At 67.6% G+C, this 19,301-nt stretch carries 22 protein-coding genes; 6 read left to right on the top strand and 16 right to left on the bottom strand.

Annotation, left to right across the window (positions count from 1 at the left end; genetic code table 11):
- The first annotated feature begins 4 nt into the window (after positions 1-4).
- Positions 5-298 (top strand): cytochrome C oxidase subunit IV family protein, encoded by a 294-nt coding sequence (locus RCP38_RS16245; protein ID WP_308473947.1) that lies wholly within the window; start codon positions 5-7, stop codon positions 296-298.
- Here the strand turns inward: RCP38_RS16245 and RCP38_RS16240 are convergent.
- Both RCP38_RS16240 and RCP38_RS16235 read right to left on the bottom strand, forming a co-directional pair.
- Positions 286-1,365 carry an NAD(P)H-dependent amine dehydrogenase family protein gene (locus RCP38_RS16240; protein WP_308473946.1) on the bottom strand — a complete coding sequence of 360 codons (1,080 nt, stop codon included), beginning with the start codon at positions 1,363-1,365 and terminating at the stop codon, positions 286-288. The genes RCP38_RS16245 and RCP38_RS16240 overlap by 13 nt on opposite strands.
- 99 nt (positions 1,366-1,464) lie before the next feature.
- Positions 1,465-2,115: a TetR/AcrR family transcriptional regulator gene (locus tag RCP38_RS16235; RefSeq protein ID WP_308473945.1), complete on the bottom strand. Its 651-nt coding sequence runs from the start codon at positions 2,113-2,115 to the stop codon at positions 1,465-1,467.
- Between the two features lie 220 nt (positions 2,116-2,335).
- Between RCP38_RS16235 and RCP38_RS16230 the strand changes: the two genes are divergently transcribed.
- Positions 2,336-3,508, top strand: a complete 1,173-nt coding sequence (locus RCP38_RS16230) for an acyl-CoA dehydrogenase family protein (protein WP_308473944.1) — start codon at positions 2,336-2,338, stop codon at positions 3,506-3,508.
- Between the two features lie 51 nt (positions 3,509-3,559).
- Here RCP38_RS16230 and RCP38_RS16225 read toward each other — a convergent pair whose 3' ends face one another.
- The 7 genes from RCP38_RS16225 to RCP38_RS16195 are packed head-to-tail and all read right to left on the bottom strand — an operon-like array spanning position 3,560 to position 9,280.
- A complete protein-coding gene (locus RCP38_RS16225) occupies positions 3,560-4,369 on the bottom strand; it encodes an acyl-CoA dehydrogenase family protein (RefSeq protein WP_308473943.1) in 810 nt (269 codons plus the stop codon).
- Positions 4,366-5,520 carry an acyl-CoA dehydrogenase family protein gene (locus tag RCP38_RS16220; protein WP_373692380.1) on the bottom strand — a complete coding sequence of 385 codons (1,155 nt, stop codon included), beginning with the start codon at positions 5,518-5,520 and terminating at the stop codon, positions 4,366-4,368. The genes RCP38_RS16225 and RCP38_RS16220 overlap by 4 nt, the downstream gene beginning before the upstream one ends.
- Positions 5,517-5,939 carry a nuclear transport factor 2 family protein gene (locus RCP38_RS16215; protein WP_308473942.1) on the bottom strand — a complete coding sequence of 141 codons (423 nt, stop codon included), beginning with the start codon at positions 5,937-5,939 and terminating at the stop codon, positions 5,517-5,519. The genes RCP38_RS16220 and RCP38_RS16215 overlap by 4 nt, the downstream gene beginning before the upstream one ends.
- Positions 5,923-7,143 (bottom strand): metal-dependent hydrolase family protein, encoded by a 1,221-nt coding sequence (locus tag RCP38_RS16210; protein ID WP_308473941.1) that lies wholly within the window; start codon positions 7,141-7,143, stop codon positions 5,923-5,925. Before RCP38_RS16210 ends, RCP38_RS16215 begins: the two co-directional genes overlap by 17 nt.
- Positions 7,144-7,145: 2 nt before the next feature.
- Positions 7,146-7,469, bottom strand: a complete 324-nt coding sequence (locus tag RCP38_RS16205) for a hypothetical protein (protein WP_308473940.1) — start codon at positions 7,467-7,469, stop codon at positions 7,146-7,148.
- Complete coding sequence (locus RCP38_RS16200; RefSeq protein WP_308473939.1) at positions 7,453-8,730, bottom strand: aromatic ring-hydroxylating oxygenase subunit alpha; 1,278 nt, start codon at positions 8,728-8,730, stop codon at positions 7,453-7,455. The genes RCP38_RS16205 and RCP38_RS16200 overlap by 17 nt, the downstream gene beginning before the upstream one ends.
- Before the next feature lie 4 nt (positions 8,731-8,734).
- Complete coding sequence (locus RCP38_RS16195; protein ID WP_308473938.1) at positions 8,735-9,280, bottom strand: carboxymuconolactone decarboxylase family protein; 546 nt, start codon at positions 9,278-9,280, stop codon at positions 8,735-8,737.
- A gap of 257 nt (positions 9,281-9,537) precedes the next feature.
- On the opposite strand from RCP38_RS16195, the gene RCP38_RS16190 reads away from it, so the two are divergent.
- The 4 genes from RCP38_RS16190 (at position 9,538) to RCP38_RS16175 (ending at position 12,751) form a co-directional block, all read left to right on the top strand.
- Positions 9,538-10,818 (top strand): amidohydrolase family protein, encoded by a 1,281-nt coding sequence (locus RCP38_RS16190; RefSeq protein WP_308477362.1) that lies wholly within the window; start codon positions 9,538-9,540, stop codon positions 10,816-10,818.
- Between the two features lie 122 nt (positions 10,819-10,940).
- On the top strand, positions 10,941-12,236 hold the full coding sequence (locus tag RCP38_RS16185) for a cytochrome P450 (protein ID WP_308473937.1): 1,296 nt from the start codon (positions 10,941-10,943) through the stop codon (positions 12,234-12,236).
- On the top strand, positions 12,233-12,439 hold the full coding sequence (locus RCP38_RS16180) for a ferredoxin (RefSeq protein ID WP_308473936.1): 207 nt from the start codon (positions 12,233-12,235) through the stop codon (positions 12,437-12,439). Before RCP38_RS16185 ends, RCP38_RS16180 begins: the two co-directional genes overlap by 4 nt.
- Before the next feature lie 9 nt (positions 12,440-12,448).
- A complete protein-coding gene (locus RCP38_RS16175) occupies positions 12,449-12,751 on the top strand; it encodes a DUF1330 domain-containing protein (protein WP_308473935.1) in 303 nt (100 codons plus the stop codon).
- Between the two features lie 10 nt (positions 12,752-12,761).
- On the opposite strand, the gene RCP38_RS16170 is transcribed toward RCP38_RS16175, so the two are convergent.
- From RCP38_RS16170 to RCP38_RS16140, 7 genes are all read right to left on the bottom strand, one after another.
- Positions 12,762-12,971, bottom strand: a complete 210-nt coding sequence (locus RCP38_RS16170) for a ferredoxin (protein ID WP_308473934.1) — start codon at positions 12,969-12,971, stop codon at positions 12,762-12,764.
- 8 nt (positions 12,972-12,979) lie between these two features.
- Complete coding sequence (locus RCP38_RS16165) at positions 12,980-14,182, bottom strand: cytochrome P450 (RefSeq protein ID WP_308473933.1); 1,203 nt, start codon at positions 14,180-14,182, stop codon at positions 12,980-12,982.
- A 111-nt stretch (positions 14,183-14,293) separates the two neighbouring features.
- Positions 14,294-15,112 (bottom strand): NAD(P)-dependent oxidoreductase, encoded by an 819-nt coding sequence (locus RCP38_RS16160; protein WP_308473932.1) that lies wholly within the window; start codon positions 15,110-15,112, stop codon positions 14,294-14,296.
- Positions 15,113-15,997 carry an alpha/beta hydrolase gene (locus RCP38_RS16155; protein ID WP_308473931.1) on the bottom strand — a complete coding sequence of 295 codons (885 nt, stop codon included), beginning with the start codon at positions 15,995-15,997 and terminating at the stop codon, positions 15,113-15,115.
- A gap of 10 nt (positions 15,998-16,007) precedes the next feature.
- On the bottom strand, positions 16,008-17,642 hold the full coding sequence (locus RCP38_RS16150) for a thiolase C-terminal domain-containing protein (RefSeq protein WP_308477360.1): 1,635 nt from the start codon (positions 17,640-17,642) through the stop codon (positions 16,008-16,010).
- A gap of 26 nt (positions 17,643-17,668) precedes the next feature.
- Positions 17,669-17,962, bottom strand: a complete 294-nt coding sequence (locus RCP38_RS16145; RefSeq protein WP_308477358.1) for a ferredoxin — start codon at positions 17,960-17,962, stop codon at positions 17,669-17,671.
- Positions 17,963-17,985: 23 nt separating this feature from the next.
- The gene (locus RCP38_RS16140) at positions 17,986-19,284 is read right to left on the bottom strand and encodes an NADH-ubiquinone oxidoreductase-F iron-sulfur binding region domain-containing protein (protein ID WP_308473930.1); all 1,299 of its coding nucleotides are present in this window, start codon (positions 19,282-19,284) and stop codon (positions 17,986-17,988) included.
- Positions 19,285-19,301: the final 17 nt, after the last annotated feature.

Genomic DNA, 19,301 nt, shown 5'->3' with positions numbered 1-19,301 from the left:
TTCCATGACCGCACAGCAGAATTCCCGGTTCGTGCCGGACCCGCTGCTCACCGCGAGTTGGCTGGTCCTGGTGGCGATCACCGTGCTGGCCTGGTGGCTGGCGCCGGGCCACAGCGGCGGGCACGTCGAACCCAGCATCCCCATCACCGTCACGGTGATCGCACTGTCGGCCGTCAAGGCCCGGTTGATCATCCGCAACTTCATGGAGGTGCGCGCCGCCCCGCTCTGGCTGCGGCGCACCACCGATGCGTGGCTGGCCGTGCTGTGGACGGCCGTGCTGGTGATCTACCTGTTCTGAGCGGGGAACCGCGGCAGGTGCAGCGGCAGGTCGTTGTAGGTGGCGATCCCGGGTTCGGCGGAGACCACGGCCGGAATCGCGTTGATCGGCGGCATCGCGGTCATGATGTGGCCGAGTTCGAAGAAGTCGTCGAGCGACTTCGCCGAGGCGATCAGATCCGGCGGCGGGGTGAAACCGACCTGCATGTTGACCGTCGGACGGCCGTCGATGGTGATCTTCCAGCCGTCGCCGCCGAGATCCCAATCCGGTTCCAGGGTCTGGCCCTTCCGCCACCGCACGTTGATGTCGATGATGGTCTCGCCGCCGACGATGCCCTGCCAACTGGCGAAGACGCCCGCCACATGGCCGGCCGGGATGGTCCACGAGGCCATCGGCAGATCCGCGGTGGTCTGGGCGTATTCGGACACACAGACGATCTCGTCGAGTTCGACGCCCATCGCGTCGGCCACCAGGCGGACCGCCTCGGCGAAGACCGCGGTGCCCTTGGCGGCCATCGGCTGCAGGTCGGGATCGTCGATGGCGACCCCGAAGCCCACCGGTCGTTCGGTGTCGGGGGAGTCGTAGAGGGTGGTGTCGGCGGTCTCGGTGATGGTGACCTTGTCGACCCGGTCGCAGGCCGTCGCGGCCACGATCGCCAGCAGTTCGGCGAAGCCCGGGCTCACCCCGGAGCCGAACAGGGTGGATCCGCCTTTGCGGCAGGCGTCTTCGAGCCGGGCGCGGTCATCGCCGAGGTTGTGGCCGGTGATGAACGACGCCGACGTCACGACGTTGACCCCCGCGGAGAGGATCTCCGCCAGTTCGTCGACGTCGATCCACATCGGGTTGTAGATCACGCAGTCCGGCTTCAGCGCCAGCAGTGCCGCTTTGTCGTTGCTCGCGGCTACCCCGAGCGGGTCGATGCCGGCCAGCTCGCCGGCGTCCTTGCCGACCTTGTCGTCGGACCAGGCGAACAGACCGACCAATTCGAAGTTCGGGTTGCCGGCGATCGCCCGCACCGAACTCTTGCCGACGTTGCCGGTCGTCCACTGGACGACCCGGTAGGGGGCGGTGGGTGTCTTCGCCGACATGGAAAATCCCCTTCTCGCAATGTGGTAATTACGTTTGCACGAGGGTATGTGGTTCCCCGGTCGATGTCCAGGGTTGACGGTGCGCCGGGTCCGGTCGGGCTACCCGGAGAAGCCGTGGGCGCAGAAGTCCCAGACTTCCTCGGACGTCAGCGGGTTGACCGCGGGATCTGCCGAGGCCGGACTGGATTGGGCGTTGAACATCACGGTCTGCATGACCATCGCCGCCACCCGCCGCGGGTTCGTTCCGGTACGCAGCCGGCCGGCCTCGGCGGCCTGCTCGGTCAGCTCGGCGAGCAGTTCCAGCAGCGGGGTGTGCGCGACCCTGACCTCGACCGGGTGGGTGAGCAGCAGGGTGGGGGCGAAGTCGGTGAACAGCGGCCGCTTGGCGGCCGGGTCCGGCCGTGATGACTCGAACAGCAACTCGACGGCGACTTTGAGGCGTTCCAGCGGATCGGAGTGGTTGGCCGTGGCGGCGCGGATCTGATCCGCGGCGCGGCTCAACGCGTCTTCGAAGAGCGCCAGCAGGAGCTCGTGCTTGCCGTCGAACTGCAGGTAGAAGCTGCGCAGCGACTGCCGCGAGCGGTCCACGACCTCCTGGACGGTGAAGTCGGTGCTGCCCTTTTCGATGATGATCGACTGCGCGGCATCAAGGAAACGCTGGACGCGTTGTGCCGCGCGGATCTTCGCCGTCTTGATCGAGCGTTCGACCGCGCGCTGCTTCCAGGCGGGTTCCTCGCTCGGATTGGTCACCGGCGTTCCGGACGCTGAGGGCACCGATGCATGGGGTAACTGTACCGGCCGGTAACGCGTGCGCGGTGCGCCGCACCGGCGCGGGGGCGACGATTCAGAGATCGTAACTTCTCCATTCGAGAATGATATTCTCATCGCTGCGTCTAGGGAAGCAGACGAGCAAGATCGGCGCCGCTGAAAACCGGGACCACCGGGGGCGCCCGAGTCGAGGAGTTCGCCAGTGCAATTGACCTTTGATCCCGAAGTCGAGAACTTCCGGGCCGAGTTCGCGGCGTTCCTCGACGAGCATCTGCCCAGCGACGCCGAGGCACTGGAGCGGTCGCATTCGTGTTCGGACGTGCCGGAGTGGGCCCGCCGCTGGCAGCGACTGCTGTTCGACAACGGCTGGCTGCTGCCGGCCAACCCGCCCGAGTTCGGCGGCCGCAACGCCACCATCCTGCAGCAGTACGTGCACTCCGAGGAACTGTCCCGCCGGCGGATCTACCCCAGCTTCAACCCGCAGGGCGTGGGCATCATCGCCGCGTCGCTGCTGTCGTTCGGTACCGAGGAACAGAAACACCGTTGGGCGGTGCCGATTCTGCGGGCCGAGATCACCGCATCGCTGGGCATGAGTGAGCCCGGAGCCGGATCGGACCTGGCCGGCCTGCAGACCCGGGCGGTATTGCAGGACGACCATTTCGTGGTCAACGGCCAGAAGGTCTGGACCTCGGGAGCCCACGATGCGGACGTGCTGCTGACGTTCGTGCGCACCGACCCGGACGCGCCCAAACACAAGGGCATCAGCGTGCTGCTCATCCCCACCGACACCGAAGGCGTTGTGCGGCGGCCCTTTGCATCGGCCTGCGCCCACGACGACGTCGACTTCAACGAGGTCTTCTTCACCGACGTCCGGGTGCCCGCCGAGAACCTCGTCGGCCCGCTCAACGGCGGCTGGGGAGTGGCCAACGGCTCGCTCGGGCACGAACGCACCCTGCTGTGGATGAGCTTCGCCGACCGACTGCGCGACCTGATCCTGGACTCCCGGCCGTCCGGCGCCCTGGAGCGTGACCGCTTCGCCACGTTGCTGATGGACAACCAGGCGCTGCAGCTGCTCGGCTCGGTGGCGTTGGCGCAGGCCGCCCGCGGCGAGCAGGACGTACCCGCACTGTCGGTGCTCAAACTGCTGGGATCGGAAGCCGTGCAGAGCGCCGCGGAGCACTCGCTGGACGCGGCCGGCGTCGACGGACTGACCCACCCGGGCAGCTCGGGGGCCTACATGCCGCTCAACGAGGACTACGCCAGCGGCAGCCGATTCGACCGCTACCTGCGCAGCTTTTCGGGGACCATCGCCGGCGGCACCTCCGAGATCCAGCGCAACATCATCGCGCAGCGCGTGCTCGGGTTGCCGCGGTAGCAATTTCGGCGCGGTTGTGCCCGCTGGGCGGGCACAACCGCGCCGAAATCGCTAGAGCTGGACCAGGCGCGGCGCGGAGCCGCGAGCGCGCAGGCCACCGCCGACCCGGCGGGTCAATTCTCTTGCGTTGCCGAGCAATCCGTCGAGCACCATCACCCGCTTGATGTGGCGGTGCAGATCGTGTTCCGCGGTGAAACCGACGCCGCCGAGCACCTGCTGGCAATGTTTGGCGGCGGTCATCGCGGCCTTGCCTGCGGCGGCCTTGGCCAACATGGCGGTCAGGTCGGGGCTACCGGCGCTGGGCACCGACAACGTGGCCTCGGCGCCCTCGATGGCTGCCAGGGTCTCGGCGAGCCGATGCCGGATGGCCTGGAAGGAGGCGACGGGCTTACCGAACTGCACCCGGTCCAGGGCGTGTTGGCGGGCCAGGGCCAGCATCGCCCGCGCCGAGCCCACCAGCCACCACCCCACCGCCCGCTGGGCCTCGCTGACGCGCAACAGTTGCCCTTCGGGCACCTCGCGCAGTGGAAGCCCGCCCAGGACCGGATTGCCCTCGATCGCATCGCGTTCCCAGATCACCCACCTGCCACCGGCGTACGGCATCGGGGGAGTGCCACCGGGCAGGCCGCCGATGGTCTCCAACAGCACGTCGTTGAGAATCGAGGCATGCGTCCCGGTCTCGCCGAGCAGCCGGAACACCAGCGGGATGGCCAGGTCTGGATCCTCGGAAAGCATTTCCGCCCACCCGAGTTCGGCCAGCGCCTGCTCCAGTTCGGCGCCGGAGGACGACGCCATGGTCTTGCGCAGGGTGTCTTCCAACAGGGCGATCGAGGCGGCATCCATGTCGGCGGTCACGGTCATTCCTTCCCGAGGTCGAGCAACCGGCGGGCGATGATGTTGCGCTGGATCTCCGCGGTGCCGCCGTAGATGGTTGCGGCGCGGGAGTACAGGTACTCGGGGCGCCATTCACTTTCGTCCAGTTCGATCAGACCCGGCAACAGGTCGCGTGCGGTGTCGTAGAGCAACTGTTCGGCGCCGGCCAGCAGCACCTTGTCGATGGAGGTCTCCGGGCCCAGTCGTTGGCCGTCGGCCAATCGGTGCTGGGTGGCCCGCGAGCGGCAGCGCAGTGTGTGCAATGCGAGGTAGACCGCACCCAGTTCGCCGTCCACCGCCGCGCCCTGCCGCTTGACCTCGGCGATCAGCGCATCGAAGCGCGAATACAGGTAGGCGATGCGCTGCCAGAAGCAGGTGGACCGCTCGTAGGGCAGCAGATCCATCGCCAGCTGCCACCCGTCGCCGGGCTTGCCGAGCATCCGCGAGCCGTCGACGACGACGTCGTCGAAGTAGACCTCGCAGAATTCGTCGACCCCGTGCATGGTGCGCAGCGGTCGGATATCGATCCCGGGGGTGTCGGTGTCGACGAAGAACGCGGTGATCGCCCGGTGGTTGGGGGTGTCCGCGTCACCGGTGCGGGTCAGCAGGATGCAGCGGTGCGAGAACTGGGCGAAGCTGGTCCAGACCTTCTGGCCGTTGATCACCCACTGGTCCCCGCGCGGGGTGGCACGGGTGCTCAGCGACGCCAGATCGCTTCCGGAGCCCGGCTCGGAGAAGCCCTGGCACCACTGTTCCTCGCCGCTGAGCAGCTTCGGGAGCATCTCGGCGGCCAATTCCGGTGGCGCGTAGTCGATCATCGTCGGCGCCAGAACTTCCAGCATCGAGTACGGGCCCGGCTCGGCCAGTCGGCGGCCGACGACCTCCTCGCCGACGACCGCCCGCAGCATGGCCGGACCGCCCAACCCGCCGGCCTCGACCGGCCACCCGTAGCGCATCCAGTCCGCCTCGTAGAGGGCGGCCGAGACTCGGGCGAACTGCTTCAGGTGCCCTTGCAGCGAGGTGTCGGGACCGGGGCTCAGGTCGTTCTCGTCGAGCCAGGCACGCAGATCCGCTTGGAACCGGGCGACATCGATCTCCGGGGTCGCGGACCCGACCCCGGAGCCGGCCGGCGCCGTCATTTGGCGGACGGCCGGCCGATGGCGTGCGGCCGGCCGGCGTCGTGCACGCCGCTGCGTCGGATGAACGTCATCTTGCGGGTGCGCAGCCGCCAACCCTCAGCCGTGCGCACGTAGGTGTCGTTGTAGTAACCGATCCGCATGTCGTGGCTGGCGTGGTCGATGAAACACAGCGGCTGGGTGCCGGTCGCGGTGTCGCCGTCCAACTCGATCACCGGGGTGCCGGTCATGAACAGGCCCTTGGGTGCGGCCTCGACGAGCACCGGAAACCGGTCCAGCGAATAGGTTTCGCCGAACGCGCTGTAGGTGCCGTCCGGGGTGAACACCGACACCAGACCGTCGATGTCGCCCTGCGTGATGGTCACCGCGTAGCGGGCCAGGGTCTGCTGGATGTCGACCAGGTCGTCAATTCTTGTTGACATATACCTTGCCGCCTTTCATGACGAAGTTCACGTTTCGGGTCACGGTGATGTCGGCCAGCGGATCACCGGGAACCGCGATGACATCGGCGAGCAGGCCCTCGGCCAGCCGGCCGCGGTCGCTCGAGTTGATGAGTTCGGCTGCGGTCACCGTCGCCGCCCGCAGCACCGCGGCCGGGGGCAGGCCCCACTCCACCAGGGTGACGAGTTCGTCGGCGTTGCGGCCGTGCGGAATCGCCGGCGCGTCGGTGCCGACGGCGATCTTCACCCCGGCCTCGTAGGCCGCCTTGATCGAGGTGCGAGCCTTGGGGAACATCTCGGCGGCCTTGGCCTGCAGGACCGCCGGCGCCTTGGAGACGTCCATCGCCTCGGCCAGCCGCCGGGTGCTGACCAGGAACCGGTCGTGCTCGACGAGCATCGCGATGGCCTCGTCGTCCATCAGGAAGCCGTGCTCGATGCAGTCGATGCCGCAGGCCACCGCGTGCTTGACGGCTTCGGCGCCGTGGGTGTGGGCGGCCACCCGCAGGCCGCGCCGGTGCGCCTCGTCGACGATGACGCGCAACTCTTCATCCGAATAGTGTTGCGCGCCGGCCTCTCCGGTCAACGACATGACCCCGCCCGAGCAGCACACCTTGATCAGCTGGGCGCCGTGCTTGATCTGGTAGCGGACCGCCTTGCGGATCTCATCGACGCCGTTGGCGATGCCCTCCTCGATGGTCAGCTCCAGCACGCCCGGCATGAAGGCCGCGAACATGGTCGGGTCGAGGTGACCGCCGGTCGGGGTGATCGCGTGGCCGGCCGGTACCACCCGGGGGCCCTCGATCATCCCGGCGTCGATCGCCCTGCCCAGCGCCACGTCGAGCAGGTAGCCGCCGGTCTTGACGAACAGGCCCAGGTTGCGCACGGTGGTGAACCCGGCGCGCAGGGTGCGCCGGGCGTTGCCGACCGCGCGCAGCACCCGGGTCGGCGGGTCGTCCTGAACCTGGGACAGGCCGGGGTTTTCACCCCGGCCGCCCATCAGCAGGTTGACCTCCATGTCCATCAGGCCCGGCAGCAGGATCGAGTCGCCGAGGTCGATGACCTCGGCGCCGTCCGGCACCGCGCCCCCGACGCCGACGATCCGGTCGCCGTCGATGTGCACCACACCGGGCCGGACGATCTCTCCGGCGTCGACGTCGAGCAGGCCGGCCGCCTTGAGGGTCAGCACCCCTAGATCACCGGCTCGCGGAGCAGCTCCACCCAGGCCGCGCCGCTGTCCGGGACGCGGGCCTGCTTCCAGGCCTCGATCGGGAACGACACCATGACCAGCGACTGCATCAGGTGCATGAGGGTCTTTGCGTCATCGGGCAGGTCGTCCAGGGGGAACTTGTCGCAGTAGGCCACGATGTCGTCGAGCATCGGGAAGGCGACGTCGTAGAACTCCTGCATCTCGGCCATCGACGAGGCCAGTCGCTTGGCGTAGCGGTCGGGCTCATTCGCAAGGTCCCAGCCCAGATAGGGCTCCAAGGCGGCGAATTCAGACGGTAGCGGCATTCTGGTGCTCCTTCACGATGTCGCGGTTCACTTTGTGCAGATGGCGAATCAGGACTTCCTGGTCGCACAGCAGGAAGTCCTTGACCGCCTGGGTGGTGATCATGGTCTGGGTGGCTTCCAGGGTGTTGGCGTCCTGCAGTGCGTATTCCTTGAACGTCACGGCCGCCAGTTCCTGGGCCAGGCGTTCGCGCGCGTTCTTCGGCGGGACGAAGTACAGGTTCGCTTCGAAGGTGTGCTTGTCGACGGCGGTCGGCCAGTACTGGTAGGTCAGGTACCAGCCCGGTTCCCAGATCAGAATCATGAAGTTGGGGTAGAACAGGAACGAGTCGATGCCCCACTGCGGTGCGCGCTTGACGTTGATGCCCGGCGGCAGTTCCTTGAGGTTGGCGATGAGTTCGGGCTTGTCCCACGGTCCGAACAGCCCGCTGCGCAGTACCTGGTCCAACGGCTTGACCATGGACATGTCCGGCGGCGGCGCCTGTCCGCCCCACGTCGACTGCAGGCTGTGCGGGCCGGCCAGTTCGTAGTGCAGCGCCTCATAGCCGAACTTCTGGATCTTGGCGGCTTCTTCCTTGGTGTACTGGCCCTGGTGCAGGATCGGCGCGTGGTAGAACTCGATGAACGCGTCGATGAACAGCTTCCAGTTGCTACCGACTTCGGCGCGGTAGGAATAGGTTTCGGTCATCTCGCCGAACGGGTAGCCCTCGATGCCCTTGGCCAGCGGGCCGAGGTAGTCGGCGAGCGGTTGTGCGTTGTCGTCGAAGTTGACGAAGATGAAGCCTTCCCAGACCTCGCAGCGCACGGTCGCCAGTCCGTAGTCCTTCTTGTCGACGTCGAAGAACTCCTCCTCCTGCTGGATGAAGGTCAGGTCACCGTCGAGGCTGTAGCGCCAGGCGTGGTATTTGCAGGTGAACTGGCGGCAGACGCCGGACGTCTCCTCGTTGGGGAAGTCGTTCCACACCAGCTTGTTTCCGCGGTGGCGGCAGACGTTGTGGTAGGCCTTGACCGACCCGTCCTTGGTCTTGACCACGATGATCGAGGTGCCCTTGCACACCGACGGCAGTTCCCGGGTGAAGTAACTGCCGGTCTTGGGAAGGCGCTCCACACGACCGACGTTGATCCACATCCGCTTGAAGACGGCCTCTTGTTCGGCCTCGAAGAATGCGGGGTCGTAGGAGTCGCTGTAATCGACTGGCTCGGTGCCCAGTTCGGGATAGGCCTGCGTCCAGCTGCCAGCAGCCGGTTTCGGGAAATGGGACACGGTTCTACCTCTCTGATTCGGATTTTTCGTCAAGTTCAACGCCAAAGGTGTTGAAGGCCATGGCCAACATGGAATAGCAGCCGATCGTGAAGACCAGGTCCATCAGCTGCTTCTCGTCCAGATACTTGGCCAGCACCGCCTCGGTGTCGGCGGAGAGGCGGGACTTCTCTTCGAGCTCGTCGGCGGCGTTCAGCACGGCCTGGTAGATCTCGTTGCGGCCGACGCTGTGCTGCAGCTCGGTGATGTCGTGGTCGGTGAGACCGGCTTCTTTTCCCATCGTGACGTGGTGGACCCACTCGTAGTCGCAGCCGCGTCGGTACGCGGTGCGCAGGATGGCCAGCTCACGCAGATCGGCCGGCAGTGTCGAGCCGTACAGCAGATGGACGTTGAAACGCAGGAAGACCCGGGTCAGTTTCGGGTGGTGCACCAGCATGGCCAGCGCGTTGCCCGCGCCCTGGGGATTGCGGCGTTCCTCGGGCAGCATCGCGGCCAGGGCGCGCTGTACGTCGGGGTCCTCCCAGTAGGACTCCGGCAGTTCAGTCAGGCGCATGGACCACTCCTCGTTAGCGAGAATCACATTCTCATATTTGACCAACAGATTTCCACGTTTGGCCCGATTGGTCAACACCTCGGTGTTTGCGCAGGTAGAACGACTCCTGTCGGAGGTGGTCCGCGCGGTCGGCGGCGTCGCGGGCGATGCGGCGGGCCGGTCTCGCGTGAAGGTTGATTCTCCGAAAACGGGAAGATAGTTTTCACTGGAGACGTCATTGGGTCGGCCGCGCGCCGAGCCCGGAACGGAGGATGACCGTGCACAAGGACGACATGATTCTGGTCAGCGTCGACGACCACACGGTGGAGCCGCCGGACATGTTCGCCAATCACCTGCCGAGCAAGTACCTCGACGACGCGCCGCGTCTGGTGCACAACCCCGACGGCTCCGACTCCTGGCAGTTCCGCGACGTGGTGATCCCCAACGTCGCGCTCAACGCGGTGGCCGGCCGGCCCAAGGAGGAGTACGGGCTGGAGCCGCAGGGACTCGACGAGATCCGGCCGGGTTGTTACAACGTGCATGAGCGGATCAAGGACATGGACGCCGGCGGCATTCTCGGGTCGATCTGCTTCCCGTCGTTCCCCGGCTTCGCCGGCAGGTTGTTCGCCACCGACGACCCGGACTTCTCGGTCGCGCTGGTGCAGGCCTACAACGACTGGCACATCGAGGAGTGGTGCGGGGCCTATCCGGGCCGCTTCATCCCGATGGCACTCCCGGTGATCTGGGACGCGCAGAAGTGCGCCGAGGAGGTGCGCCGGGTGTCCAAGAAGGGTGTGCACGCCCTGACGTTCACCGAGAATCCGGCCGCGATGGGCTACCCGAGCTTTCACGACGAGTACTGGAATCCGTTGTGGCAGGCGCTGTGCGATACCGACACGGTGCTCAACGTGCACATCGGGTCGTCGGGCAAGCTGGCCATCACCGCGCCGGACGCGCCGATGGACGTGATGATCACCCTGCAGCCGATGAACATCGTCCAGGCCGCGGCGGATCTGCTCTGGTCCCGGCCGATCAAGCAGTACCCGGACCTCAAGATCGGCCTTTCCGAGGGCGGCACCGGATGGATCCCGTACTTCCTGGAGCGAGCCGACCGCACCTATGACATGCATTCGGTCTGGACCGGCCAGGACTTCGGGGGCAAGCTGCCCTCCGAGGTCTTCCGGGAGCACTTCCTGACCTGCTTCATCTCCGACCCGATCGGGGTGAAACTGCGCCACGACATCGGCATCGACAACATCGCGTGGGAGGCCGACTACCCGCACAGCGACTCCATGTGGCCGGACGCGCCCGAGGAGTTGTGGGCGGTGCTCAGCGCCAACAACGCCACCGACGACGAGATCGACAAGATGACGCACCAGAACGCCATGCGCTGGTACTCCTACGACCCGTTCGCCCATCTGCCCCGGGAGCGGGCCACCGTCGGCGCGCTGCGTAAGGCCGCCGAGGGGCACGACGTCTCGATCCGGGCGCTCAGTCACCACCAGCAGGGCGAGCGTCAGGCGAACGCGTTGATGGACGCCGCGCGGTCCAACAGCTGAGCCGGGTCTTCGTCGACGTCGCCGGACCGACGCGACGTTGACGGACGCCCGCGGCATGTGAAAGTCTGTTGACCGGTTGCGAGAATGGCATTCTCGGATGTGAGAGGGAGCGGAACGGCCCGATGGATCCAGACACGATCGACTTCTTCACCGACCAGTCCGTGGTCGCAGACCCGTACCCGTATCTGCGGGCGCTGCGGGACCGGTCGCCGGTCACCCGGGAACCGCACCACAACGTGATGATGGTGACCGGTTGGGATGAGGCGTGCGCGGTGGCCGGCAACGCCGACGTGTTCTCCTCGTGCATCGCGGTCACCGGCCCGTTCCCCGGCTTCCCGGTGCCGCTCGACGGCGACCTGGGCGGTGCCACCGTCGCGGAGCTGATCGACAAGCACCGCGACGACCTGCCGTTCAGCGACCAGCTGCCGACGCTGGACCCGCCCACGCACACCAACCACCGGGCGTTGCTGATGCGCCTGCTCACCCCGAAGCGCCTCAAGGAGAACGAGGACGCCATGTGGGCGCTCGCCGACCAGGTGCTCGACGACTTCCTGGCGCCCGGCGCCGGTGAGTTCATCGGCGGCTTCGCGGCGCCGTTCACGCTGCTGGTGATCGCCGACCTGTTGGGCGTTCCGGACGAGGACCGCGACGACTTCGTCAAGAACATGCACCACAACGTCGGCGGCGGTATCGGCAACACCGAGGCGAAGTCGTTGGCGCACAGCCCGCTGGAGTTCCTCTACGCCACCTTCGCCGACTACGTCACCGACCGGCGCAAGGCGCCGCGCGACGACGTGCTGACCGGCATGGCCGAAGCCACCTTCCCGGACGGATCCGTCCCGGACCCGCTCGACGTGGCCAAGGTGGCCGCCAACGTCTACTCGGCCGGCCAGGAGACCACGGTGCGGCTGCTGGGTTCGGCGCTGATGATTCTGGCTGACCGGCCCGAGGTCCAGCAGCGACTGCGCGACGACCGCAGTCTGATCCCGAACTTCATCGAGGAGGTGCTGCGCTTCGAGAACCCGGTCAAGGGCGACTTCCGGTTGGCGAAGGTCGACACCGAGATCGGCGGGGTGCACGTCCCGGCCGGCACGACGTTGATGGTGCTCAGCGCGGGCGCCAACCGGGACCCGCGCCGTTTCACCGATCCCGAGACGTTCGACCTCGCGCGGTCGAACGCCCGCCAGCACATCACCTTCGGGCGCGGTATCCACAGTTGTCCCGGTGCGCCGCTGGCACGGGCCGAGACCCGGATCGCGCTCGAACGCCTGCTGGAACGCACCACCGATATCCGGCTCTCCGAGGAGCGGCACGGTCCGCCCGGCGCGCGGCGCTACAGCTACATCCCGACCTACATCCTGCGTGGCCTGATCGACCTGCACCTGGAGTTCACCCCGGTCGAGGCGGGTGTGCGATGAAGGCGTGGGTCGACCCGGACCGCTGTGCCGGGCACGGTATCTGCACCACGATCTGCCCCGAGGTGTTCGCGATCAACGACGACGGGTATTCCGAGGTCGCCGTCGACGAGGTGCCGCCGCAGTTCGAAGACGCCGTTCGCGACGCCATCAAACAGTGCCCCGAACGGGCCATCGACGACGTCACCGACAAACCATCCACTTAAGGAGAGTCAATGGCCAACGCGCCCAAGGGATACGTCATCCTCACCGAAGCGATCAAGGACCCCGACGGCATGATCGCCTACGGCAAGGCCGCGGGCCCGACCATGGCCGGTGCCACCATCCTGGCCGTCGACACCAAAAACGAGGTGATCGAGGGCGAGTGGCACGGAAACCAGACCGTGGTGCTGGAGTTCGAATCGGTGGATGCCGCCCGCGCGTGGTATCACTCCGAGGCCTACCAGCAGGCCGCGAAACTGCGGCAGGCCGCCGCCGACTGCAACGCGGTCATCCTGTCGGGGTTCCCGGGCCGCTAGGCCCGCCCGTCTAGTCGTCGACCTCGGCGATCGACAGCGCCTGCCGGGGACAGCGCCGAATCGCTTCGGCGACATCGCGTTCGGTCTCGGCGGTGATGTCCGGTTTGAGGATGTAGAGGTTGTCGTCGTCGTCGACGTGGAAGACCTCCGCGTTGATGCCCATGCAGATCGCATTGGCTTCACACAATCCGTAGTCGACGACCACCTGTCGTTTGGACACCGATACCCCTATCGCAGCACTCGGACCGGAACGTTCTGCCACCCGGAGACGTTCTGCATGTGGACTCGCCGCAGGCCGGACCAGTCGACCTCGTAGCGGGGCATGAAGTCCAGCAGATGCTCTAGGGCGATGGTGCTCTCCATCCGGGCCAGCGCCGCACCCAGGCAACTGTGGATGCCGTAGCCCAGGCCCAGGTGCTGGGACTGGGTGTGGTCTCGGTCGATATCGAAGGTGTCGGCGTTGGTGAACGCTTCCGGATCCCGGTTGGCGGCCGCAGCGATCAGGAATACCGGCTTGCCCGCGGGGATGGTGCCGCCGGCGACATGGGCCTCTTTGAGCGTGTAGCGCACGTTGTACTGCACCGGTCCCTCGTAGCGGAGCAGCTCTTCCACCGCGGCGGGCACCTTGCTGCGGTCGTCGAGCAGCTTCTGCCATTGCTCGGGCTGGCGGGCGAAGATCACCATGGCGTTGCCGATCAGTTTGGTGACCGTCTCGGCGCCGGCGGCCCCCAGCAGTGAGGCGAATCCGGTGATCTCGATGTCGTCGAGGCGCCGCATCTGGCCGTCCTCACCGGGCATCTCGGCGGCGATCAGCCGACTGATCATGTCGTCCTGCGGGTCGGCGCGCCGCTCCTGGATCAAGCCGTAGTAATACATCGCGGTCTCGAGATTGGCCTGCATACCGGCTTCGCTGGTCTCGATCTGCCCCGGTTCGCGGTGCAGTGAGGTGTCGATCCAGTGCCGGACCTGCTGGCGGTATTCGTCGGGGACTCCCGCCATCCGGGTGATGACCTCCACCGGGAACGGCCCGGAGAAGTCCTGCACCACGTCGAAGCCGTCCGGGTCGACGGCGCCCAGGAACCGCTGCACCTGTTCGACGATCGTTTCGCGCTGGGCCTGCATCGCGCGGGGGGTGAAGGCCTTGTTGAGCAGACTGCGCATGTGCCGGTGTTCGGGCGGGTCCATGAAGATGATCATCTTCTGCGGGGCCTCGCCGGAACGCACCATCGCGAGGTCGCAACCGCGGGCCGAGGAGTAGGTCTCGAAGTCCTTGAGTGCGGCCGAGACGTCCTCATGCCGGGTCAGTGCGTAGAAGTCCTCCTCGGCGTTGTAGTACAACGGCGCTTCCTCGCGCATCCGCCGATAGATCTCGAACGGATTGTCGTAGTACTCCTCGGAGAACGGGTCGAAAACGAGTTTCGCCTGGGTCATCGAACCTCCTCGGGGCGCCGGGCGTTGGCGAATCCGACGCGGGGCGATGGACTATAACCACTACTGTAAGACAAACGGCAGATTGTCGGAAGGGGTTCCGGCAGAACGGTGTTACCGCGGGTGATCCATCAGTGCCAGCGTCGCATCGGCGGCATCGAGCACCGCGCCGGGATCGGCCTCGGCCCGCTGCGCCAGGTCGGCCACCAACCGGACATCCTTCTGCAACAGTGCACCCGCCATACCGGCCAACCGGTCCAGGGTCCCGCCGGAGCCACGGATGCTGTTCAGCGCGAAGCTGTTCGCGCTGCCCCGCGACACCACCTCGGCAAGCCGGTCGGTGGCCACCCCCAACTGTTCGCCGAGTGCCAGCGCGGTTGCGGCGGTTCCCAGGTTGGCGGTGAACAACAGGTTGTTGAGCAGTTTGGTCACCTGGCCCGAGCCCAGGTCGCCCAGATGCACCACCGGGTCAGCGTAGGTCTCGAAGACCGGTCGGCAGCGGTCCACGACGTCGGCGTCACCACCGACCATGACCAGCAACGTGCCGGCGGCCGCGGCCGGGCCGCCGCCGCTGACCGGGGCGTCGATGACCGAAACGCCCTTGTCTGCACAGTGTTGCGCCAACCGGCGGCAGGTGTCGGGGTGCACGGTGCTGTGAATCGCGATGATCCCGCCGGGCGACAGACCGGCCAGCACCCCGTTGTCCCCGGAGATCACCTCTTCGACGTCGGCGTCACCCACCACGCACAGACAGACCAGGTCGCTCTCGGCGGCCAAGGCCGCGGGGGAGTCCGCGGTCCGCGCCTCGGTGTCGGCGAACGGTTCCAGCGTGCCGTCCCGTCGTGCCCACAGCGTCGTGGCGTACCCGCCCTCGACGATGCGTCGCGCCATCGGCGCGCCCTGACTGCCCAATCCGATGAAACCGACGCGCATCTAGCGGACCTCCGAATCCGGCGCGCCGACGGCGGTCGCCGCGCAATCGTTGACGAATGACAGCACCGACCGGTGGTAGTCCGGTGCACTGAAACCGAGACTGATGTTGTGGCCGGCATCGGGCTGGTCGTTGCCGGTGAAACTCGGTGCGGCGGTGAAGATGTCCCGGATGGCCCGCTGCGCCGCCGGATCGGATTCCCAGACCTTCTCGTGCTCGGCGAAGGTGAAGCGCACCGGAATCCGGATGCGGCCGGCCAGCTCCGGAAAATCGCGACGGGGCCAGTCGGCGACCATGTCGGCTTCATAGGGCGCACCCGAGGACGAATTGGTGATCCCGCGCAGCACCGCATCCGGGTACAGCGAGGCCGGCTCCCAGAGCAGTTCCCGCAGCCCGGTGGGTCGCTCGCCGGGCCCGGCCGAACTCAGGGCGTCGCGCGCGGCCCCCCGATAGCGCAGCCCGGTGCCGGCCAGCTCGAGCCCGAGCAGTTCGGTGCCCCGATCGTCGGCGGCCATCCGTACCGCCAGTTCGCAACCGTTGGAGTGACCCAGCACGAACAGCCCCGCTCCGCGCGGCCGTTCGCCGAGGATCCGGTCCACGGCACGGTATGCCAGTTGCACGCGCTGGGCGGGTTCGGCCATCGCCTCCGGGTACAGTGCCGAGCTGCCGTAGCCCGGCCGGTCCAGCGCGATCACGGTGTAGCCCAGTTCCGCGCCGATCTGCAGCAGCGACAGTTCGGGCCGGCCCGGGCAGTCGAAATACAACGAGGTGGTGCCGCCGCCGTGCAATGCCACGACCACGGCCCGCGGATCGGGAACCTCGGCGACCAGCGCCGACATCGGGACTCCGTCGGCACTGACCATCCGCGGCCGCACCGGATGGGTCATCGGCCGGCCCTCACGAGTCGGTCCGTAGCAGCATGACCCCGCTCGGGGTCAACCCGCCACTGCTGGCCACCGCCACCCGGGCGCCGGCGACCTGGCGTTCACCGGCGTCGCCGCGCAACTGGGTGACGGCCTCGTGGATCAGACCCATGCCGTGGGTGCGCCCGTGGGAGAGCTGACCGCCGTGGGTGTTCAGCGGGAGCACACCGTCGCGCGCGATGTTGGCGCCGCCGTCGAGGAAGCTCTTGGCCTCACCGATCTCGCAGAAGCCCAGGGCCTCGATCCAGGACAGGCAGTTGAAGGTGAACCCGTCGTAGAGTTCGGCGACGTCGACGTCGGCCGGCCGCAGCGAGGTCCGCGACCACAGATGCGCGGATTGGCCGAGCACCTGCGGCTCGTGGGTCAGTGTGCTCTGGTCCCAGTCGATCCGCTCGATGATCTGGGTGCCGACCGCCTCCACCCGGATCGGCGGCTTGGCAAGGTCGCGGGCCGCATCGACGGCCGAGACGATCACCGCGACCGCGCCGTCGCACGGGACGTCGCAGTCATAGAGACCGAACGGCGTGGTGATCGGCCGGGCCGAAAGGTAGTCGTCCATGCTCATCGGGTCGCGGTAGATCGCCGTCGGATTCACCTGGGCGTTGGCTCGCTGGTTCAACGCGATCCAGCCCAGCGTCTCCCGCGTGGTGCCGTAGCGATGGAAGTGACGCTGGGCGTTCTGGGCCAGGGTATGGGCGGCCGAGGTGGCGCCGAACGGCATCTGCCAGCTGGCGGTCCGCCCGCCCTGGGGACGGATCTTGCCCTGCTTCATCAGTTCCCCGTGGGTGGCCTCCCACAGGGTGCGGAAACACAGCACGTGGCGCGCCAGGCCGCCGGCGACCGCCAGCATGGCGGCGATCACCGAGCCGCCCGGGCCGAAGGTCTCCATGCCGCCGTTGTGCCAGGTCGGCCGGATGCCCAGTGCCGACTCCAGCGCCGTCACACCGCCCTCGGTGAACGGGCCGAGCATGCCCGGCCCCGGATAGGTGGACAGTCCGTCGATGTCGTCCAGGCTCAGCCCGGCGTCCTCGATGGCCTGTTTGCACGCCTGAACCGTCAGTGACAGCGCAGGTTTCATCAGCCGGCGGCCCAGGTCGGACATCCCGATACCGCTGATCGCGACGGCGTCCTCGAACTTGTGGCCGGTGGCCATCGGGCGGACGTGCCGGGCGAAGTCCTGCGGCGCGATCTCGTCGTCGGGCAGCGGCCCGACCTCGGCGGCGTCCCCGGCCGGCCGGAACAGCGGCAGCCAGACGTCCTCATGCTGCTCGAACACCACCTCGAGTCGCCGGCCGAGCTCGAGCTGCTCGGGATCGCAGTCGATGATGTTGGTGGTCAGCCGGATTCGCGGGTCCTCGTCGATCGCCGCCTGCGCCACCACATAGGGGGCGGGCATGCCGGGCACGCTGAACCGATGGTTGACGGTGAATCCGGCCAGTGTGGCCCGGCCGGACAGCTCCCGCACGCCCATGTTCTGACTGCGGCAGTACCGGCAGACCGGCTGCGGGGGGTGGATCAGCGACGCGCAGTCGCGGCATTCCTGCAGTCGCAGTACGCCGTCGGCACCGGCGGTCCAGAAGAATTCGTTCTCTTCGGTGATCTGCGGCAGCAGTTGCCGCTTGGGTGCTTCTGCAGTCACCGTGTGAAACCCCATTCTGCTTCGCTGGCATCGGTATTCGGGTTCGTCGGGTCGGGCTCATCGGTGGCCGGCGGGGGCGCGTCATCGGGCCGGCGTTCCCCGATGGTCATGATGGCGTGCGCGGGGCAGTCCATCAGTGCGCGCAGCACGGCGGGCTGGTCTTCTTCGGGGATGTTGCCGTCGCCCTCGAGGTTCGCGTAGCCCCAGTCGTCCAGCGAGAAGTACTCGGGGGCGTGCTTGGCGCAGACCCCGAACCCGTCGCACAGCGTCCGGTCGAGCTTGACTCGCAGCGTAGGGGGCTTGTTGTTCTCGGTCATGCGATCGATTCCACTTCGAAGGGCCGCTGCGCGGTGTAAGCGGCCGTGGCGCAGTCGGGACAGGCGTTGTCGAGGTGACGGGTGACTTCATCGGGGAACTGCGCCACGATGCTGCCGGCGACGTTGGTGGCGCCGTCCAGGGTGCCGCACGCCCCGCGCCCGCGAAGCACGACCGACCAGCGTTGCAGCCGGGCGAGGTCCTCGGCGGTGGCGATGCCGTCCCGCAGGGCTCCGGTGGCTGCGGCCATGGCGGCGGTGCCGTTGAAGCACGAGCCGCACTGCCCGGCGTTCTCCCGGTCGAAGTAGGACAGCACCGATGCCGCCACCGCCACCGGGCATTCGTCGATCAGCACCGACAGTGCACCGCAGCCCAATCCGGTGCCGGCGTCGCGCAGCGTCTCGTGGTCCAAGCTCAGCACGAGCACGTCGGGGTTGAACAGGCCGGCGAAGTAGCCGCCCATCAGCACTCCGCGCACCCGCTCCGGTGAAACACCGTGGGCGGTGAGCAGATCGGCGAGTCCGACGCCGAACGGAAGCTCGTAGAGCCCGGTCGGCATGCCGGCCGCGTTGACCGTGGCCAGGAAGGTCCCGGGCGACGAATCGGTGCCGACACTGCGGTATCGGTCCGCGCCGTGGGCGTGGATGTAGGGCAGATTGGCCAGTGTCTCGACATTGCTGATCATGGTCGGTAGCCCGCCGACACCGCTTTCGAACGGCCGCGGCGGTTTGTCGGTGGGTTTGGCCGGGCCGCCGTTGATCGCGCGCACCGCGGCGGTCTCCTCACCGGCCACGTAGCCGGGGGTCACCTTGAACACGCTGACCGTCACACCGTCCAGGGCCGTTCCGGGTTCGTGCAGTGCGTGCTGTACCGCTGCGGCCGCGGCCGCATCCGAGACGTAGACGTGCGCGTGCGCCGCGCCGATGACGCGGGCGGCCAGCCGCAGGCCGTCCAGCACCAGGTGCGGACGGTTGCGCAGCAGCCAACGATCCTTGATCGAGGCCGGTTCGCCCTCTTCGCCGTTGGCGACCAGGACGGTGTCGCGGCCGGCCAGATGCGCGGCGCGCACGGTGCGCAGCTTGGTCGCCAGCGGGAAGGCGGCCCCACCGCGTCCGACCAGGCCGGCCCGGTCGACGGCGTCGAGCAGAGCGGCTGGGTCATCCGACGCCCGGTAACCTCCGGCGTCGCGGTACTGCTCGAGGTCCTCCGGTCCCGGTTCGGTGCGCAACAGCCGGGGAGTCAGCCCCGGCCAGACCGTCACCGCCAATCCGGTATCGGGGTCGGTCGAAGTACTCATGCGGATCTCCTGCACTC

Origin of the sequence: Mycolicibacter sp. MU0083 (genome assembly GCF_963378075.1) — a bacterium.
Lineage (GTDB): Bacteria > Actinomycetota > Actinomycetes > Mycobacteriales > Mycobacteriaceae > Mycobacterium > Mycobacterium kokjensenii.
Note: the sequence above shows the minus strand (reverse complement) of the source record. Positions and strands in the feature narration are given on the sequence as shown.

Coding starts and splice junctions, on each gene's coding strand:
- RCP38_RS16245 (WP_308473947.1), top strand. CDS start 5: ATGACCGCACAGCAGAATTCCCGGTTCGTGCCGGACCCGCTGCTCACC.
- RCP38_RS16240 (WP_308473946.1), bottom strand. CDS start 1,365: ATGTCGGCGAAGACACCCACCGCCCCCTACCGGGTCGTCCAGTGGACG.
- RCP38_RS16225 (WP_308473943.1), bottom strand. CDS start 4,369: ATGACCGTGACCGCCGACATGGATGCCGCCTCGATCGCCCTGTTGGAA.
- RCP38_RS16220 (WP_373692380.1), bottom strand. CDS start 5,520: ATGACGGCGCCGGCCGGCTCCGGGGTCGGGTCCGCGACCCCGGAGATC.
- RCP38_RS16215 (WP_308473942.1), bottom strand. CDS start 5,939: ATGTCAACAAGAATTGACGACCTGGTCGACATCCAGCAGACCCTGGCC.
- RCP38_RS16205 (WP_308473940.1), bottom strand. CDS start 7,469: ATGCCGCTACCGTCTGAATTCGCCGCCTTGGAGCCCTATCTGGGCTGG.
- RCP38_RS16195 (WP_308473938.1), bottom strand. CDS start 9,280: ATGCGCCTGACTGAACTGCCGGAGTCCTACTGGGAGGACCCCGACGTA.
- RCP38_RS16185 (WP_308473937.1), top strand. CDS start 10,941: ATGGATCCAGACACGATCGACTTCTTCACCGACCAGTCCGTGGTCGCA.
- RCP38_RS16180 (WP_308473936.1), top strand. CDS start 12,233: ATGAAGGCGTGGGTCGACCCGGACCGCTGTGCCGGGCACGGTATCTGC.
- RCP38_RS16175 (WP_308473935.1), top strand. CDS start 12,449: ATGGCCAACGCGCCCAAGGGATACGTCATCCTCACCGAAGCGATCAAG.
- RCP38_RS16165 (WP_308473933.1), bottom strand. CDS start 14,182: ATGACCCAGGCGAAACTCGTTTTCGACCCGTTCTCCGAGGAGTACTAC.
- RCP38_RS16160 (WP_308473932.1), bottom strand. CDS start 15,112: ATGCGCGTCGGTTTCATCGGATTGGGCAGTCAGGGCGCGCCGATGGCG.
- RCP38_RS16155 (WP_308473931.1), bottom strand. CDS start 15,997: ATGACCCATCCGGTGCGGCCGCGGATGGTCAGTGCCGACGGAGTCCCG.
- RCP38_RS16140 (WP_308473930.1), bottom strand. CDS start 19,284: ATGAGTACTTCGACCGACCCCGATACCGGATTGGCGGTGACGGTCTGG.